Genomic DNA, 16,641 nt, shown 5'->3' with positions numbered 1-16,641 from the left:
TTCTGCTGGAAACATGGAACGCCCGCTAATGTCTGTCGCAGCCTTGAAAGAAGATGAACTATCGCCATTGAAGCCCGTGAAGTCGGAGATGGTCGTCGGCTATCTCGCCATCGCTGTGGCGGTGACGGTCTGGGCCGGCTTTGCCCTGTCCATCCGGGCCATTGGAGCTTCTCCCCTTGCGACCGCTGACGTCGCATTGATCCGGTTCGGGATTCCCACATTACTCCTGTTGCCAATGCTCCCCGCGCGATGGCGCGCCCTACGCTCCATTCGTTGGAGCGACGCGCTGATGGTGCTGGCAGGTGCTGGCCTGCCTTTCTTTTGGATCGCCGCTGCGGGTGGAGCCGAAACCTCGGCTGCGCATGTCGGCGCACTCATCGCCGGCACCGTTCCGGTGTCGGTCGCGTTGCTTGGCTACCTCTTGAACAGAACGAGGATTTCTCCTCGCCAGCGAAGCGGACTTCTCGTTATCGCATTAGGTGTCATCGCCCTCGTGGCCGCGCACTCGCAGTCCAGCCATGGCAACATCTGGAAAGGAGCCACGCTGTTACTGATCGGCAGCCTCCTGTGGGCGGCCTATACGATCGGCCTGAGGCGTACCCGGCTGGACGCCGTCGGCTGCACCCTGCTGCTCACGCTGCCATCGTTCGCGGTGCTCCTGGCGCTACTCTCGGCGGGCGCGGTGACCACGCATCTTGGCCATTTCAGCTTTGCCGATGCATTGCCTTTCCTTCTCGTGCAGGGTCTTGGCGTCGGCGTCGTGGCCAGCCTGACATATGCCGCCGCCATTTCCCGCGTGGGTCCCGCGCGAAGCGCGGTGATCGGCTCGCTTGCCCCGGCACTCGCTACGATCGGCGCTGTCCCTCTTCTCGGCGAAGCTCTGACACCGGCCATCGGTCTTGGCGTGGCCGCCATCACCGTCGGCGTCATCATCGCCAATCGCCCCTGATCTGAAGGTTTTTTCGCCATGCTCTCTGCTCTGCCAATACTGCCGCCCGATCCTCTTTGGGGTCTCACCACTGCCGTTCGACAGGACCAGCGTCCGGATAAGATCGACCTTATCGTCGGCGTCTACCGCGACGAAGCTGGCATGACGCCGGTCTTTTCTGCGGTTCAGGCCGCGGAACGAAAATTGGCCGAGCAGGGGATTTCGAAAGCTTACCGCTCTCTACGAGGGAACGTGGCTTTCTGCGAGGGAATGGCGCGGCTGCTCCTCGGTGACGATCCTGCCCGCCTCGAACGCCAATACACGATGCAGACGGTGGCCGGGACCGGAGCCTTGCGTGTGCTTGCCGACTTCATTGCGAAAGCCAGCCCCGAGGCGACCGTCTGGTCCTCCGACCCTGGCTACGTGAACCACCGCCCGATCATGGAAGCCGCGCGCCTTCACGTCGCATCCTACAGATGGAAGGAAACCCAGCGCGGCTTGGACATCGAGGCCGTGTTGGATGACCTGGGGTCCGCCAAATCCGGAGATGTCGTCATCCTCCATGGCTGCTGCCACAATCCAAGCGGGATCGACATGCCCGTGGAAGCATGGGGTGCCATCAGCGATCTATGCGCGAAGAAGGGTCTCGTTCCGCTGGTCGACATCGCCTACCAGGGTTTTGGCGATGGGCTTGAGGAGGACGCGAGCGGTCTGCGCCGTGTGGTCGATGCAAACGAGACCGTGTTGGTTGCGGCAAGCTGCTCCAAGAATATGGGGCTTTATTGCGAGCGGACAGGGTCGGCGAGCGTGATCGGCGCCAATGCCTCGCTGCTCAAGTCGGTTCCCGGGACGCTCGAACGTCTTACCCGTAGCAATTACTCGATGCCTCCGGAATATGGCGCAGCTATTGCGACCATGCTCTTTGACGATCCTTCCTCCTGGCACGCAGAGCTCGAGGCGATGCGGCTACGGGTGCTCTCGATCCGCACCCTGCTCGCCGACACCCTTGAAAGGCTTGGAGCGCCTGAACGCTTTCAGTCGCTTCGCCGGCATAAGGGCATGTTCTCGCTTCTGCCTGTATCGTCTGAAGCGATGACGCGCCTGCGCGATGAATTCGCGATTTATGGGACCCAGAGCGGTCGTATCAATATCGCCGGCCTGCATCCCGGGCAGGTCGAGCGGCTCGCGCTGGCTTTGATCGACGTGTCCGATACGCGCCTGGCCGCGTGATCAATCGCCGAAGCGCCATGCCAGCATGAGGGCCGCAAACGTTAGCATCGCAGCGGTCAGCGGTAGAATTCTGCCCCATGTCGAAAATATGGTCGGGGGCGCCTGGGAAGGAAGAACGGTCGCAATCCGCCCGGCCGTTCGCCACGGCGAGCTCGCCGCGAGACTGCCGTCAGCGCGGATGACTGCGGAGATCCCATTCGTCGTAGCCCGTATCACGGGGAGCCCTTCTTCGATTGCGCGCAGACGGGCCTGAGCAAGATGCTGAGGCGGGCCGGCTTCACCGAACCACGCGTCGTTATACCAACGGCCGGTGAGGCTGACTCACGGGGTCTTTCCGGCGGCTTGTTTCGCTGATTCCATGGATGCGAGGAGGATTCGCGCCATGGCTGCTGCGGTGAAGCTTCGAATGGACTACTCGGCCCTCGACCTGCGACGGCTCGCGGCGGGGTCGCGGCACGCCAACCAGAGCCGACGGCTTCTGTCTCTGGCGGCGGTTCTCGATGGGATGGATCGGGAGCAGGCCGCGCGGATCGGCGGCATGGATCGCCAGACGCTGCGCGACTGGGTTCACCGGTTCAACGAAAGCGGCCCCGACGGGCTGAAGGACATCCGCTCGAAGGGGCATCCGCCCAGGCTCTCGACTGATTAGCTCGCCGCCTTGGCGACCATCGTCGAGACCGGCCCCGACCGGGCCGTCGATGGGGTGGTGCGCTGGCGGCGCATCGATCTGCAGAAGGTCGTCCGCGCGCGCTTCGGCGTCGATTATCACGAGCGCACGATCGGCAAGATTTTGAAGCAGATCGGCTTCTCCCATATCAGCGCGCGCCCGCACCACCCGGCGCAGGACGCGCGCGTGATCGAAGCGTTCAAAAAAACTTCGCGGCGACGCTGAAGGCCCATCTCGCCCATCTGCCGAAGCGCAAGCCGATCGAACTCTGGTTCCAGGACGAGGCCCGCATCGGCCAGAAGAACGGCCTGGTCCGGCAATGGGCCAGGCGCGGAACCAGGCCGCGTCAGCCCGCCGATCAGCGCTACGAGAGCGCCTATCTGTTCGGGGCGATCTGCCCGGCACGGGGCGTCGGCGCCGCGCTCGCCATGCCCTTCGCCGATACGCACGCCATGCAGGCCCATCTCGACGAGATCGCCAGGACGGTCGCAAAGGGCGCCCATGCCGTCCTGCTGCTCGATCGCGCCGGATGGCACACGACGACCAGGCTCGCCGTGCCGAAAAACATCTCGCTGATCTTCCTGCCCTCGCGCTCGCCCGAACTAAACCCGGTCGAGAACATCTGGCAGTATCTCCGCGCCAACTGGCTCTCAAACCGCGTCTTCGACACCTACGGCGACATCATCGACGCCGCCTGCGACGCATGGAACCGCCTCGTCGATCAGCCCAGGACCATCACATCCATCGGGATGCGCGAATGGGCGCACATCGGTCAGGCATGAGGGCCGTTGGTATTAGAGGGGTTGAAGAGGAATTGCGGTCGCAGGTGTGAGTCGGCAACCGCGCCTGCAAAGATGATCTCATAGCAGATGTCCACGCCTGCGGTCAGACCTTCCATTTCCAGTGAACGGGAGCCCGAACCCGAGATGAATGGCCCACTGCCGGCCGCAAAGCGCGACAGGCCGAGCGCCTCAAGCAGGTGCGGCACCGGTACGTACTCTCCGAAAGGCACGAGATGCCGCTTGTCATACCTGCCGCGTATTTCTCCTTGGGAGCCGATGACGAACACGCTGTTGGTGGCGCCGCTCACACCTCCGTCTGGACGGCGGGCCGCGCCGATAGCGCCGACGAACAGAAGATCCTTTTCGCCGAGCACGCTGGCGATCAGCCGTCGTGTTCGCGGATCCCCGTCCAGTTCCGCCGTGATCGCCGTTTCCGGCCAGAACACCAGACGCATGCGACCAGGCTCCGCATTGGTCCCCGAAAGCGCCATATGCCGGTAAAGATGGTCGACGGCCTCCTCCGGACGCCACTTCTGATCCTGCGAGATATTGGGCTGGACGACGACAATAGGTGTTGTCGTGTCAGGCGGTGGTTGAGTGGACGACATGCTCGCGCCGGCTATCGCCATCATCAGCACGACGCCCGCCAATCCGCGAGCCCGGCCATCGCGCAGAGCCGGCGGCATCAAAAGCCCGGATAGCAGGATCGTCAGACCCGACAATCCGAGCGTGCCGACGATCGCCGCGTTGCTGGCGACAGGTGGCACGTTCAGCCAGATCACGCCGATCGGATTCCAGGGAAATCCCGTCAGGACTGTGCCACGCAGCCATTCGGCGATGGTGAAGGCCGCAGCAAATGCGACTGCAAAGCGGAACGGATCGGATCGCCCAAGGAACCAAGCGGCCATGGCCGCAAGGCTCCAGTAGAGCGCGAGATATCCTGCAAGCAGCGCCACGGCCAGCCAACCCATCGCAGGCGGCAGCGCTGCCTGGAAGCCGAACGCATCTACGATCCAGCGCAGAGCGGGAAACGCCTGGCCGAAACCGAAAGCGGTCGCGCAGAGCATCACGTCGCGCCACGTCCCGCTGTTATGCAGCAGCCAGATGAGGCAGCATACTCCGAGCGGCATGGCGTACCAGACGGCCCAAGGCTCAAAAGCGGTTGACGTCGCAACTCCGAGAATGATGGCGACAAGGCCGCGCATCGGCAAGCCGGCGCGCCGCGTACCGATGCCGGCCAATCGACCAATCATGCAATGCGTCCTCGACGGATGACACTCTCCCGACATCATCAATGTTCGATGGGTGGGAGCCGTCGATCCGCCTACTTAAGGCTAGCTTAAGCTTGCGACTGCGTTTCGGTCCGAAAACTAACAGAGGACCGAATGAATGCAGTCACGACGACGTTTTCTGATTTCGACCGCCGCGGTCTTGTCGATCCCCGCGACCTTCACGCGCGTCGCTGCCCAGCAACCATCCCGTGAGGAAGTATTTTCCGATCCGGTGACACCAGTGCTCGGCAATCCGGATGGTGACGTCACGATCGTCGAGTTTTTCGACTATCAATGCCCGTATTGCAAGAGCACCTATCCCGAGCTCAAGAAGTTCGTCAGCGAGGACGGCAATCTGCGCCTCATGATGCGCGACTGGCCGATTTTCGGCGAAGCGTCGCGGTTCGCAGCCGAGCGTGTTCTGGCCCTCGATCCGCAGGACTACGGCCGCGCCCACGAGGCGCTGATGGATACGGAAGGACGGCTCACCGAGAACGACATCCTCGAAGTGCTCGAGGACGCCAGTGTCAAAGGGCTTGCGCCAGCTCACTCACCGGAAGCGGTGGCCGACACCTTGTCGCGCAACGATCGCATGGCCAAGGCATTTGGCCTGGCCGGCACGCCCTCCTTCGCCATCGGCTCGAAGATCTACGGCGGCGTGCTCGATCGAACAGGCCTCGCCCAGGCCGTTCTCGAAGCGAGGGGGAAACGGACGTGATGCTGGACCGACGCTCTCTTCTGATAGGCGGGCTGGCATCCGCAACCTTCGCTGCCGCGCCCGCTCGCGCCTGGGACGGCGCCTTCGACACGGCAAGCGCCCGTATGGATGGCCTGCAGGAGGTCGAAACGCCGCTGCTTTCGGCGACGACATTGCATGCGACGCGGATTGCTTCCGAAACCTATGCCCGCTGGGCGGCTGAAGGGGGATGGCCTGCCTATCCGTTCACGCAACGGCTTTCCCTTGGCGCGCAGGGCAACGAAGTCTCCTGGCTGCGCCAACGGCTCGCTGTGACCGGTGACCTCGCGCCGCAATATGGCGCGGGCAGCGTCGTCGACAGTTTCGTCGACGCTGCCATTCGCAGGTTTCAGGCGCGGCATGGTCTGACCGTCGACGGCGTTGCGGGCACCGCTACCTACGAAGCACTCAACCTTCCGGCGGCAGACAGGGCGCGAAGCCTCGATGCGAATATTCCCAGATTGCAGGCCGCTTTGGTCGACGATCGCCGCCAGGTTACTGTCAACGTTCCCTCGGCGCAGATCGAGATGGTCGAGGACGGCGCGGTCGTCCTGCGCCAATCGGCCGTCGTCGGTCAGCCCAATCGCGCGACACCGCTGCTTTCGAGCAATATCCACGAGGTCAACTTCAATCCCTATTGGCATGTGCCGAAAAGCATCATCCGCCGCGACCTCATTCCGATCATCCGCCGCGACCCCGATTACCTGACCCGCATGGGAATGCGAATCTACACCGGCGATTGGAAAGAGGTGTCACCGTCGAGCATCGACTGGAGCACCGACGAGGCGACAAACTACATGTTCCGGCAGGAGCCGGGGAGCCGCAATGCTCTCGGGCGCGTCCGCATCAACTTCGCCAATCAACATTCGGTCTATCTTCACGACACGCCCGACCCCGGCCTGTTCGGTGACGCCAGCCGCTTTCATTCATCCGGCTGCGTCAGGGTCCAGCGTATTCCGGAATTCGTGACCTGGCTCCTCAAGGAGACGCCGGGCTGGTCTTCCGAGACCGTCGCGGAATTCCTGACAAACGGTCAGCGCCGGGACGTCGCGATCGCCAGTCCGGTTCCGGTCCATTTCGTCTACATCACGGCATGGGGCGTTCCGGCCGGCCCGGCGCAGTTCAGGAAAGACATCTACTCTCTGGTGGACGGCTCGTGACGGTGAAGGTCGCGCCGTAGCGAACGCAGCGGCGGCGCTTAATGCTGCCTTAAGCTTGCAGGCAAAAAGGCAGCAAACATGAAGATCTCTAAAATATCGACTGGTGCGTCAGGAATGAAAAAGCTTCTACCCGCCATTGCGCTCGCAACGATGCTCGCCGGCTGCAACGAAAATACTGGAACGACCTCGTCAGGGACGGCAAGCAGCTCCGAAGCGATCCTCGAATCGCTCAAGAGCCAGGGCCTGACCATTCATGGCCCCCTGGAGGTGCCGGGCGGATTGCAAGCCTATGCCGCGAGCTCGGGCACGCAGCCGCTCGCCGTCTACATCATGCCCGACGCCAATTATGCGCTGATCGGCACCCTGATCGATGCAAAGGGCAAGTCTGTCGCTGACGCCGCGTTGAAGCAGGCAACGAGCGAGCCCATGCAACGCGAGGCCTGGGGAGCGCTGGAAGCCGCGGCCTGGGTTCAGGACGGCAAGCCGAATGCGGAGCGCGTCGTCTACGCATTTACCGACGCCAATTGCCCTTTCTGCAACGAGCTATGGCGCTCGGCGCGGCCATGGGTCGAGGCCGGCAAGGTGCAGATCCGACATGTCATGGTCGGCGTGATCCGCGCCGACTCGGCCGCAAAGGCAGCCGCGATCATCGAAGCCGCCGATCCGCAAGCCGCCCTGACGCAAAACGAGATGAACCATGGCTCCGGCGGGATTGCTCCGCTGGCGAAAATATCGCCGGAGACGAATGCCAAGCTCAACAGCAATGTCGAGCTGATGAGGCGGTTGGGCTTCAGCGGTACGCCCGGCCTCGTCGCGCAAGGCACCGATGGCGAACTGATCCTCCAGAGCGGGGCACCCCGAGGAGACGCCCTGGAAGCGCTTTTCGGGCCGCTCTAGGCGTTTCAGCCGGCAGGTTTCGCACATTCAACGAATACAGATGTCCTTAAGTCTGCCTTAAGCTGCCGATCGGACCTCTCCCGCCGTGATAACGTCAAGCGGGAGCCGTGCATTGCCTTCAAGAACTGTCTGGTCTGTCATTCTCGCGGCCATGATCATGGCGCTTGCAGCGCTGTCGATCACGCCCGCATCGGCGCAAGTGACGTCTTCAGGCGGAATGCCGCTTCCGGTCGATCAGGCGTTCAAGCTCTCGGCGAGCCGGCAAGACGACGGTCGCGTGCAGATACGATGGACGATCGCGTCGGGATACTACCTTTATCAGGACAAGATCAGCTTCACGCGCGGCGGGTCGGATCTCACGGCGCCGGACCTTCAGGGAAACGGGCAGAGTAAGGACGACCCGACCTTCGGCCCCTCGACTGTCTACCACGATCATGTCGCCGCCGTGATTCCCCTTGACGCATCGACGTCCGGACCGCTTGAAGTCCACTATCAGGGATGTCAGGACCACGGCATCTGCTATCCGCCGATCGTGCGCCATGTCGATGCGACGACGCTTGCCGTAACCGATCCCGAAGAACGCGCCCCGGCGACACAGGCGAGCGAGTGGACGACGCCGGCGGCCACGACGCCCGCGACGGGGAACGACACCGGCATCGCCATCGCTGCCGACAATGGCGGTATGATCGGTTCGCTGCTGAAGGACGGTGGCGTCGCAATGGTTCTGGCAAGCTTCATGCTGTTTGGCGTGTTGCTCGCCTTCACGCCTTGCGTCTTCCCTATGTACCCGATCCTCGCAGGCGCGATCGCGCGACAGGGTGAGTCGGTCACGGCGCTCAGGGGGTTTACCCTGTCGCTTGCCTACGTGCTGGCGATGGCGAGCGCGTTCGGCCTGCTTGGCGTGGCTGCGGCCTGGTCCGGGCAGAATTTGCAGATGGCGCTTCAGTCTCCGCTCGCCATCGGCGCAGTCTCCGCCCTCTTCGTCGTGCTGGCCTTATCCATGTTCGGCCTGTTCGAGCTGCAACTGCCATCGGCCTGGGTCAATGCGATTGGCCGGCTCGGTCAGGGCAATCGCGGTTCGCTCGCCTCGGCCGGGCTGCTCGGGTTCACCTCGGCACTGATCGTCGGACCTTGCGTCACCGCGCCGCTCGCCGGTGCCCTGATCTATATCGCGCAGACCGGCGACGTCGCGCTCGGTGCGGCATCCCTTTTCGCGCTTGGCCTTGGCAAGGGCATTCCCCTGATCGCCTTCGGCACGCTCGGCCCGAAAGCGCTCCCCAAGGCGGGGGCGTGGATGACGGTGGTCCGTCAGGCTTTCGGGTTCGTCTTCGTGGCGACTGCCATCTGGATGGTCTCGCGCATCATCCCGGCAGAAGCGGGCCTTGCGCTCTGGGCCTTGTTCGCGATCGGCATGGCGGTCTGGCTCGGGGCCTTCGATTCGATCGGGCCGGATACTCCAGGACGGCGCCGGGCGGCGAAGGCTGCCGGCATCGTTGCCGCGCTCTACGGTGTCGTGCTGGCTGTGGGGGCGGCTAGCGGCGCCGGCGATCCCTTCCGGCCGCTAGGCAATCTCGTTGCCGGAACAGGCGGCAGCTCCAGCACCTCGGAAGCGCTGGCCTTCCGCAGCGCAGGCACGCCCGCCGAGCTTCAAACGGAGATCGCGGATCGGAACGGCAAACCGAGCCTGCTCTACGTCACCGCGGACTGGTGCGTCACCTGCGCCGTCATAGATCGCAGCGTGCTGTCCGATCCCGCCATCCAGTCCACGCTCGCCCGCTTCAACCTCATCAAGCTCGATGTCAGCGGCAACACGCCGGAGCAGCGCGAGATCATGCAGGGCCTTCAGGTGGTCGGACCTCCAACGATGATCTTCGTCGATCCCGAAGGGCGGGAGGCGGCCGGAACGCGGCTTGTGGGAGACGTGACCAAGGCGACCCTGCAGGCCTCTGTTGGGCAGGTTGGGGCCGAGAAGACGGGAACCATGCGATGAACGCCATCGCGATCGGGCCTTTCGTCTTCGCCTCGGAGCAATTCGCCGCCATTCTCGGCATCTTCACCTTCACGATCGCGACGTCGATCCTCGCGCGCCGCGTCGACCCCATCATTGGACGATGGTCGACATGGGCGCTGATCGGCGGCCTGGTCGCGGCCCGTCTCGGCCATGTCGCGCTGCACTGGCAGAGCTTTGCCGGCGAGCCATTGCGAGTCTTTGCCTTCTGGCAGGGCGGCTTTCAGCCGATCGCCGGCTTTGTCGGAGTGATGATCGTCAGCGCGTTCTTCATCCGCTCGCTCAAGGCCGGGCTTGCTGCCGCAGGAGCTCTCGGCCTCAGCCTCGTGCTTTGGGTCGGCGTGACACAATTGACCCAGGCTACGCTCGGACAGCCTGCGCCGACCATGGCGCTCCAGCAGATGGATGGCCCGCCTCTTGCGGTGAGCGACGTGATCGGCAAACCCGCTGTCGTCAATCTCTGGGCGAGCTGGTGCCCGCCATGCCGCAGGGAAATGCCGCTGCTGGCGGAAGTCGCTGCAAGCCGCGACGACGTCGCCTTCCTGTTCGTCAATCAGGGCGAAGGCTCGGAAACGATTCGCGCCTATCTCGCAAAAGAAAACCTCAAGCTCGATCGCGTCCTGCTCGACCAGTCGATGCAGATCCCCCGTCACTACGGAAGCATGGGACTTCCCATCACCCTCTTCCTCAGAGCCGACGGGACGCTCGCCTCGATGCATATGGGCGAGATCTCGCGCGAGGCGCTCAACGCCGCCATCGAGAGGCTTGGAGGCTCGACATGATGCCTGCCTGCCCAATCCGATGGCGGGCAGCCCGTTCCCTTAACCCCGAACCTGAACCATCCGCCTGCCTGACCGGAGCGCGGACAACGATGCGTGAATCCATATGAATCTACAAAAGACGAGCGGCGCGTTTTCCGCCTTACTGCTCAGCCTGGCCGCAGCCGGCTGCACCACGACCACGACGCCAACAACCGCGGTTACCCAGCAGCTTGAACGCAGCCGGCCGGCGACGGCCGCTTACGCCGCCCAGACCAATGAGAGGTTTCCGGTCGCTGCGATCGACACTTCCCGCGTCGATCCGAAGAACCTCCGACAGCAGGTGAACTATCGCACGAGCGAGCCGCCGGGGACGATCGTGGTCGATACGAAGAACCGCTTCGTCTATCTCGTTCAGGAAGGCGGGAAGGCGATGCGTTACGGTGTTGGCGTCGGCCGGGAGGGAATGGAGTTCTCGGGCACGGCCAATATCGCCTGGAAGCAGGAATGGCCGAAGTGGACGCCGACTCCGGACATGATCCGGCGCGAGCCGGAAAAATATGCCCAATGGTCCGGCGGCATGCAGGGCGGAGCCAACAATCCGCTCGGCGCCCGCGCGCTCTATCTCTTCAAGAACGGCAAGGACACACTATTCCGCATTCACGGCACAAACCAGCCGGAAACGATCGGGCATGCTGTTTCTTCCGGTTGCATCCGCATGATGAATCAGGACGTCATCGATCTCTATCGCCGCGTACCGACTGGATCGAAGGTTGTCGTGATCTAGCTGTGCCGAAAAGCTGCATGGTCAACAAGAACAGGCTTCCGGCTCCTCGGGCCGGAAGCCGTCCAAATCACCGGGACGATTGTCATGGAGAACAACTGGGATCGCAGGTTCGAGCGGGAAGATTATCTCTTCGGGACCGAGCCAAATGCATTTCTCGCCTCTCAGGCCTTTCGGCTGAAACCGGGCATGAAGGTGTTGGCGGTCGCCGACGGAGAGGGGCGTAACGGTGTCTGGCTCGCCGAGCATGGCCTCGACGTCGTGTCGATCGACGCCTCGACGGTCGGTCTTGCCAAGGCACGCGAGCTCGCCCGCCGTCGCGGCGTCACCTTGCAGACCGTGCTCGCCGATCTCGCCCAATGGGAGTGGGAGCCCGAGACCTACGACCTCGTGGTCGCGATCTTCGTGCAGTTCGCGCCGCCCGAACTGCGCCGCAAGATGTTCGAAGGGTTTCACACCTGCCTGAAGCCGGGCGGGCTCCTGATCATGCAGGGCTATGGCACCGGAGGCCCGCCGCATGCCGACCATCTCTATACACAGGATCTGTTGATCCGATCGTTCGGGCATTGGGAAATCCGCCATCTTCGCGCGCATGACAGCGTGATCGAGGAAGGTGCGGGGCATTCCGGAATGTCGGCGCTGATCGATCTCGTTGCCGAAAAGGCAATGCACGATGCCCTTCCGTTACCGACGATTGGGGCCGAGCACGCCGATCCTCGTGTTGCCGCTCAGGCTTCCGCACGACCCGATGCGGATGTCGCGGTCGCAAACCGCTGATCGTCTCCCAGAAGAGCCACAGCCATCCGATCCAGGATCCTGGCCAGACGAGCGGCCGGCACCTCCCGCAGGCAGCTCATCACGAAGTGATCGACGCCGGGCAGCGAGATCAGGGCGGAGCGGCCACGAGGCATTGCGTCCGCGCAAGCCTCGATCACGCCGGGCGGGATCGTTCGATCCTCTTGGCCCGCAACGATCAGCACCCGCCCTGCAAAGCCTCTCAGGATGTCGAAGGCGTCGCTGTCGCGCCAGCTCTCGTGGCGCCGGATGATGCCGGAAAATGCCGGACCGAAGGGCACCGCAAACGCCTGGCCGTCGTACATCGCCGGCGCGATCATGACCAAGGCTTTCAGCGAGACGGTTTGCGACAAGCTGACGGCGACATAGCCTCCCATGCTCATGGAAATCGCACCGAGCAGATCGCTCGGCTGGATCGCCTCGATCGCTGCTCGCGCTTCTTCGACCCTCAGCGCAAGCGAGCTCTCCTGCACGTCGCCGCCAGTCAGGCCATGGCCCCGATGATCCAATGCCAATGTGCCAATTCCCCGCTCGGCGAGATCGACGCGAAGCGGCAATATGTCCGCGGAAGCAGTGTTGCCGCCGCCGTGCAACAGCAACGCCGATCGATCCCGAGGCCCGAAGTAGCTCGCGTGCAGCACATACCCACGCATCTCGACTTCATAGCTGACGACTTCGTTCGGCACCTGACCCCCGCTATCCAACCAGCAAATGCGACATCGAGGGATCAGGGATGACCACAATAGCGCTGCCGTCGCGGACGTTGTCGGCGAGATGAATGACATCCTGATTGAGCATGCGGATGCAACCGGAGGACACCGACTTCCCTATGGTTGAGAATTCAGGAGTCCCATGGATGCGATAGATCGTATCGCGGTTTCCTTCATGAATATAAAGCGCCCGGGAGCCGAGCGGGTTGTTCAAGCCGGGAGGCATGCCGCCATTGTCGATGCTATACGGCTCGAGCTCAGGCTGGCGCGCGACCATTTCGTTGGGCGGACGCCAACGAGGCCATTCGCGCTTGTACGCGATGTGCCCCTGACCGGCCCAGGCGAACCCATCACGTCCGACGCCCACACCATACCGGGTCGCCTGACCGTTCGATCTGACATGATACAGATAACGGTTTGGTGTATCGACGACGACCGTCCCTACCTTTTCGCCGGTCGGATAGTCTACCTCGGTTCGCCACCATTTCTGGTTGACCTTGGAGACATCGACTTCGGGGATCGGAAATTGCTCGTTCGGCAGCGCCGCGTACATGAGCGGGACCACAGGTTCCGGCTCGATCGCAGCGACAGGCGCCATCGTCGGAACGGTTTGGCCGGTCGAAACGCAGCCGGCCAAAGTAAAGGCGCTGGCACCCAGCATGAACGCGCGTCGGCCCATCGGGCCGATAAACATGGTATTCGTCAATTGTCTCTCAACCTTCTGAATTCATTCAGTTCAGAGGGCCGAAATCACAACCCCACCTTAAGCCTGCCTTAAGGCCGGAGCTTCCCGTTGCCGTCGACAACGGAGAAACCCGCATGCCTCATACGAAGTGGAAATACGTCACCGGCCTCAACCGGGCCGAGATACCACCCAGCCGGCAAGGCGTCCCATGGCGAGTTGAAGGAACTGCAACGCGGCGCCAGTTCCTCATCGGCGCGCTATCCATGGCGACGGTCGGCACCCTGTCTGCCAACGCAAACGCCGCGCCTTTGATAGTCACGAATCTCCGTGAATTTCGTGAGGCCCTGGCGCGATTGTCCCCGCACTACCAGGCAGCGCTTGTCGACATCGGAGCGGAGTGGTGCGCCGTCTGCAAGACGATCGACCGGAAGATCCTTCCCGATCCCGGTGTCCAGCGGGCGATGCAGCGGATCGCGCTGATCAAGGTCGACGTCACCCGAATGGATCAGACGAGCCGTGAGCTCCTAAGACACCTGCGCGCCGACGGACCGCCGACCCTGTTCGTGATCCAGACCGAGAGCGGTCGCGAATACAGCGGCACCCGATCGGTCGGGTCCGTGACCGCACGCGATCTCATTCGACGCCTGCGCCCGTTCGCATAGCCGCTGAAGCGGCCCAACTCTCATTGATTGAAATCAAGGCGACATGATGAAGAGTCAGGATAGTTACATAATTAAAGAAAGTCGTGGAATCTGCCGTGAAACTATTACTCAAACTCGCTTTTGCCGGTGTATGCGGGCTTGGCCTGTCCTACGCCATCGCCCTTTCAACACCCTATTGGTTCAAGCCGAAAACCGAAGCGTCCGTCGATATCACGGATGCGACGCTGATTCAGAAGGGCGAATATCTCGCCCATGCTGGAGACTGCATCGCCTGTCACACCGCCCCCGGCGGCAAACCGTTCGCCGGCGGGCTTGGCATGCAGACTCCCATGGGCACCATCTATTCCACCAACATCACCCCGGAAAAGGAAACCGGGATCGGCGGCTACAGCTACGGGGACTTCGAGCGGGCGGTTCGCAAGGGGGTCCGACCGGACGGCACGCATCTCTATCCGGCCATGCCATATGTGTCCTATGCCGTCGTGCGCGATGACGACATCAAGGCGCTCTACGCCTACTTCATGTCGAGCGTCCAGGCAGTCCGGCAGGACAACCAGCCGACGACCATGCCGTGGCCGCTCAGTATGCGCTGGCCGCTCGCCTGGTGGCAGCTCGCCTTCGCTCAGCCACGCGACTTCACCACGACGGCCGCGGATCCGCAGCTTGAGCGTGGAGCCTATCTGGTCGAGGGGCTCGCTCATTGTGGCGCCTGCCATACCCCGCGCGGTATCGCGTTCCAGGAGACGGCGCTTTTCGACGGCGCCAACAGTCGCTTTCTCTCGGGCTCGGTCCTCGAGGGCTGGTATGCGAAAAACCTGCGCAGCGAGGACACCGGCCTGTCGACATGGACGACCGCCGAGATCGTCGACTTCCTGAAAACCGGACGCAACGACAAGACCGCGGCCTTCGGCTCGATGTCTGATGTCGTCGAGCACTCGACGCAGCACCTTTCGAACGAGGACCTCACGGCGATCGCGACCTATCTGAAATCCCTGAAAGCTCGCGACGACCGAAGCCCGACATGGCAGCCGAATGAGGATCTCACCACCGCGCCGCTCAGGGCCGGCGATTTCAGCGCACCGGGCGCGACCTCCTATGTCGAGCATTGCGCAATCTGCCACCGCATGGACGGCAAGGGCGCACCACGCATCTATCCGGCGCTCGCCGGCAACTCGATGGTGTTCGCTGACGATCCAAGCTCGCTCATCCAGGTGACGCTTGCCGGCGGGCGCATGCCGAAGACCCCGCACGACACGATGGCCTTTACGATGCCGGGTTTCGCCAGCCTGACCAACCGGGAGGTCGCCGACGTCCTGAACTTCATCCGCAACGGCTGGGGCAATCACGGCAGCGAGATCACCGAAGCCGACATCTCGCGCATGCGCCACGAGATTGCGCGCAAGCCGAAACACTACGTGCCGGGAGAACAAAAATGAACAAGCGCTCCCTTATCCTGACCGGAGCTGCCATCGTGGCGCTCGCTGCCACAGCAGGAGCATTCGCGTTCCTGCACGAACCGACGCTGGACGCGCCGGCCGTGGACGCGATCGCGGTCCTGGATGCAAATAACAAGCGGATCGGCGACTATCGAATTCCGGCAGACAGCGCGATCGCAGCGCAGCCGAACGCCGAAGCTATCCTTCTCGGAAAGCGGCTTCTCAATGAGACCGCGCGCCTGCTGCCAGTCAATGTCGGAAACGGTCTCAACTGCAATTCGTGCCACATGGCCCAGGGAAAGCTGTCCGACGCAAATCCCTACATCAACACGACCAACAGCTATCCGTCCTTCAACCCTCGCGCCAATCGCGAGGTCGATCTCACCATGCGCATCAACGGCTGCTTCCAGCGCTCGATGAACGGCAAGCCGCTCGATCCCGACAGCACCGAGATGCACGCCATGCTCACCTATATGGACTGGCTGCGCCAGGATGTTGCGAAAGGCGACAAGACAGCGGTGCGCAACGCCGGACCGATTGACGAGAGCCTCGTGCCCGATCCCGAGAGGGGCAGGACGATCTACGCCGCCCAGTGCGCCTCCTGCCATGGGGCCAACGGCCAGGGGATGAAGGATCAGGTCGGAGACTACATCTTCCCGCCGCTTTGGGGTGATGAATCGTTCAATATCGGCGCCGGCCTTGCCCGCACCTACAAGGCGGCGCAATTCGTCAAATACGCCATGCCGCCTGCCATGCACCTGGAGGCGCCGCTCGGAGCCGGCGGGGTGCTCTCGGATCAGGATGCCGTCGACGTGGCGGAATTCTTCACCCACATGCCGCGGCCGGATTTCGCGGGCAAGGTCAACGACTGGAAGGGCGTGAAGAAGCCGAAAGATGCGAGATATTGAGCGGATCAGCGCTTGGGCGACCGCCCCGTCCATGTCGCTCAAATTTTACTGATCCGCTGTCACGAAGGTTAACACTCATCTGTTAAAAGGAAATCGCTCGCGCGGCGATATTCAGCAGACGACCTAAGTGCATAGGGTACAACGAGCATCAGTTCTGATAACGGCCGAATCGCTGCCGTCAGACTTGATGCCATTCGAACTTTTGTTGACCCACGTCATTCTCT

16 protein-coding genes and 1 pseudogene are annotated in these 16,641 nt (G+C 62.8%); 13 read left to right on the top strand and 4 right to left on the bottom strand.

Annotated elements, in window-relative coordinates:
• Positions 1 to 28 precede the first annotated feature (28 nt).
• Both V5F78_RS22640 and V5F78_RS22635 read left to right on the top strand, forming a co-directional pair.
• Positions 29 to 949 carry a DMT family transporter gene (locus V5F78_RS22640; RefSeq protein ID WP_394069843.1) on the top strand — a complete coding sequence of 307 codons (921 nt, stop codon included), beginning with the start codon at positions 29 to 31 and terminating at the stop codon, positions 947 to 949.
• Positions 950 to 967: 18 nt separating this feature from the next.
• Positions 968 to 2,158: an amino acid aminotransferase gene (locus tag V5F78_RS22635; RefSeq protein WP_064331628.1), complete on the top strand. Its 1,191-nt coding sequence runs from the start codon at positions 968 to 970 to the stop codon at positions 2,156 to 2,158.
• Here V5F78_RS22635 and V5F78_RS22630 read toward each other — a convergent pair whose 3' ends face one another.
• The gene (locus V5F78_RS22630) at positions 2,159 to 2,401 is read right to left on the bottom strand and encodes a carbon-nitrogen hydrolase family protein (protein ID WP_245337420.1); all 243 of its coding nucleotides are present in this window, start codon (positions 2,399 to 2,401) and stop codon (positions 2,159 to 2,161) included.
• 139 nt (positions 2,402 to 2,540) lie between these two features.
• Between V5F78_RS22630 and V5F78_RS22625 the strand changes: the two are divergent.
• A pseudogene (locus V5F78_RS22625) lies at positions 2,541 to 3,607 on the top strand (IS630 family transposase).
• On the opposite strand, the gene lnt reads toward V5F78_RS22625, so the two are convergent.
• Complete coding sequence (gene lnt / locus V5F78_RS22620; RefSeq protein WP_064331626.1) at positions 3,598 to 4,860, bottom strand: apolipoprotein N-acyltransferase; 1,263 nt, start codon at positions 4,858 to 4,860, stop codon at positions 3,598 to 3,600. The pseudogene V5F78_RS22625 and the gene lnt sit on opposite strands and share 10 nt — an antisense overlap.
• 136 nt (positions 4,861 to 4,996) lie before the next feature.
• Between lnt and V5F78_RS22615 the strand changes: the two genes are divergently transcribed.
• From V5F78_RS22615 to V5F78_RS22585, 7 genes are all read left to right on the top strand, one after another.
• The gene (locus tag V5F78_RS22615) at positions 4,997 to 5,596 is read left to right on the top strand and encodes a DsbA family protein (RefSeq protein ID WP_064331625.1); all 600 of its coding nucleotides are present in this window, start codon (positions 4,997 to 4,999) and stop codon (positions 5,594 to 5,596) included.
• Positions 5,596 to 6,774 (top strand): L,D-transpeptidase family protein, encoded by a 1,179-nt coding sequence (locus V5F78_RS22610; RefSeq protein ID WP_064331624.1) that lies wholly within the window; start codon positions 5,596 to 5,598, stop codon positions 6,772 to 6,774. The genes V5F78_RS22615 and V5F78_RS22610 overlap by 1 nt, the downstream gene beginning before the upstream one ends.
• Before the next feature lie 78 nt (positions 6,775 to 6,852).
• A complete protein-coding gene (gene dsbG, locus V5F78_RS22605; RefSeq protein ID WP_084438140.1) occupies positions 6,853 to 7,671 on the top strand; it encodes a thiol:disulfide interchange protein DsbG in 819 nt (272 codons plus the stop codon).
• A 157-nt stretch (positions 7,672 to 7,828) separates the two neighbouring features.
• A complete protein-coding gene (gene dsbD, locus V5F78_RS22600) occupies positions 7,829 to 9,661 on the top strand; it encodes a protein-disulfide reductase DsbD (protein ID WP_394069847.1) in 1,833 nt (610 codons plus the stop codon).
• Positions 9,658 to 10,461 carry a TlpA disulfide reductase family protein gene (locus V5F78_RS22595; RefSeq protein ID WP_064331621.1) on the top strand — a complete coding sequence of 268 codons (804 nt, stop codon included), beginning with the start codon at positions 9,658 to 9,660 and terminating at the stop codon, positions 10,459 to 10,461. Before dsbD ends, V5F78_RS22595 begins: the two co-directional genes overlap by 4 nt.
• A 103-nt stretch (positions 10,462 to 10,564) precedes the next feature.
• Positions 10,565 to 11,224 (top strand): L,D-transpeptidase, encoded by a 660-nt coding sequence (locus tag V5F78_RS22590; protein WP_064331620.1) that lies wholly within the window; start codon positions 10,565 to 10,567, stop codon positions 11,222 to 11,224.
• Between the two features lie 84 nt (positions 11,225 to 11,308).
• Positions 11,309 to 11,998 carry an SAM-dependent methyltransferase gene (locus tag V5F78_RS22585; protein WP_064331619.1) on the top strand — a complete coding sequence of 230 codons (690 nt, stop codon included), beginning with the start codon at positions 11,309 to 11,311 and terminating at the stop codon, positions 11,996 to 11,998.
• On the opposite strand, the gene V5F78_RS22580 is transcribed toward V5F78_RS22585, so the two are convergent.
• Both V5F78_RS22580 and V5F78_RS22575 read right to left on the bottom strand, forming a co-directional pair.
• On the bottom strand, positions 11,950 to 12,702 hold the full coding sequence (locus tag V5F78_RS22580) for an alpha/beta fold hydrolase (protein WP_394069850.1): 753 nt from the start codon (positions 12,700 to 12,702) through the stop codon (positions 11,950 to 11,952). The two genes, V5F78_RS22585 and V5F78_RS22580, sit on opposite strands and share 49 nt — an antisense overlap.
• A gap of 10 nt (positions 12,703 to 12,712) precedes the next feature.
• A complete protein-coding gene (locus tag V5F78_RS22575; RefSeq protein ID WP_064331617.1) occupies positions 12,713 to 13,420 on the bottom strand; it encodes a L,D-transpeptidase in 708 nt (235 codons plus the stop codon).
• A 125-nt stretch (positions 13,421 to 13,545) separates the two neighbouring features.
• On the opposite strand from V5F78_RS22575, the gene V5F78_RS22570 reads away from it, so the two are divergent.
• The 3 genes from V5F78_RS22570 (at position 13,546) to V5F78_RS22560 (ending at position 16,417) form a co-directional block, all read left to right on the top strand.
• A complete protein-coding gene (locus tag V5F78_RS22570) occupies positions 13,546 to 14,073 on the top strand; it encodes a thioredoxin family protein (RefSeq protein WP_064331616.1) in 528 nt (175 codons plus the stop codon).
• Positions 14,074 to 14,168: 95 nt separating this feature from the next.
• On the top strand, positions 14,169 to 15,509 hold the full coding sequence (locus V5F78_RS22565) for a cytochrome c (RefSeq protein WP_064332687.1): 1,341 nt from the start codon (positions 14,169 to 14,171) through the stop codon (positions 15,507 to 15,509).
• Positions 15,506 to 16,417: a c-type cytochrome gene (locus V5F78_RS22560; protein ID WP_064331615.1), complete on the top strand. Its 912-nt coding sequence runs from the start codon at positions 15,506 to 15,508 to the stop codon at positions 16,415 to 16,417. Before V5F78_RS22565 ends, V5F78_RS22560 begins: the two co-directional genes overlap by 4 nt.
• Positions 16,418 to 16,641: the final 224 nt, after the last annotated feature.

It is taken from the genome of Roseixanthobacter glucoisosaccharinicivorans (assembly GCF_043195095.2).
Taxonomy (GTDB): Bacteria; Pseudomonadota; Alphaproteobacteria; order Rhizobiales; family Xanthobacteraceae; genus NCEH01.
The sequence above is the reverse complement of the archived record's forward strand: the minus strand, read 5'-3'. Positions and strand labels throughout refer to the sequence as shown.

What these genes read in the sequence shown, in the direction of transcription:
- V5F78_RS22640 (WP_394069843.1), top strand. Translation starts at nt 29, where the DNA reads ATGTCTGTCGCAGCCTTGAAAGAAGATGAACTATCGCCATTGAAGCCC.
- V5F78_RS22635 (WP_064331628.1), top strand. Translation starts at nt 968, where the DNA reads ATGCTCTCTGCTCTGCCAATACTGCCGCCCGATCCTCTTTGGGGTCTC.
- lnt (WP_064331626.1), bottom strand. Translation starts at nt 4,860, where the DNA reads ATGATTGGTCGATTGGCCGGCATCGGTACGCGGCGCGCCGGCTTGCCG.
- V5F78_RS22615 (WP_064331625.1), top strand. Translation starts at nt 4,997, where the DNA reads ATGCAGTCACGACGACGTTTTCTGATTTCGACCGCCGCGGTCTTGTCG.
- V5F78_RS22610 (WP_064331624.1), top strand. Translation starts at nt 5,596, where the DNA reads ATGCTGGACCGACGCTCTCTTCTGATAGGCGGGCTGGCATCCGCAACC.
- dsbG (WP_084438140.1), top strand. Translation starts at nt 6,853, where the DNA reads ATGAAGATCTCTAAAATATCGACTGGTGCGTCAGGAATGAAAAAGCTT.
- dsbD (WP_394069847.1), top strand. Translation starts at nt 7,829, where the DNA reads ATGGCGCTTGCAGCGCTGTCGATCACGCCCGCATCGGCGCAAGTGACG.
- V5F78_RS22595 (WP_064331621.1), top strand. Translation starts at nt 9,658, where the DNA reads ATGAACGCCATCGCGATCGGGCCTTTCGTCTTCGCCTCGGAGCAATTC.
- V5F78_RS22590 (WP_064331620.1), top strand. Translation starts at nt 10,565, where the DNA reads ATGAATCTACAAAAGACGAGCGGCGCGTTTTCCGCCTTACTGCTCAGC.
- V5F78_RS22585 (WP_064331619.1), top strand. Translation starts at nt 11,309, where the DNA reads ATGGAGAACAACTGGGATCGCAGGTTCGAGCGGGAAGATTATCTCTTC.
- V5F78_RS22575 (WP_064331617.1), bottom strand. Translation starts at nt 13,420, where the DNA reads ATGTTTATCGGCCCGATGGGCCGACGCGCGTTCATGCTGGGTGCCAGC.
- V5F78_RS22570 (WP_064331616.1), top strand. Translation starts at nt 13,546, where the DNA reads ATGCCTCATACGAAGTGGAAATACGTCACCGGCCTCAACCGGGCCGAG.
- V5F78_RS22560 (WP_064331615.1), top strand. Translation starts at nt 15,506, where the DNA reads ATGAACAAGCGCTCCCTTATCCTGACCGGAGCTGCCATCGTGGCGCTC.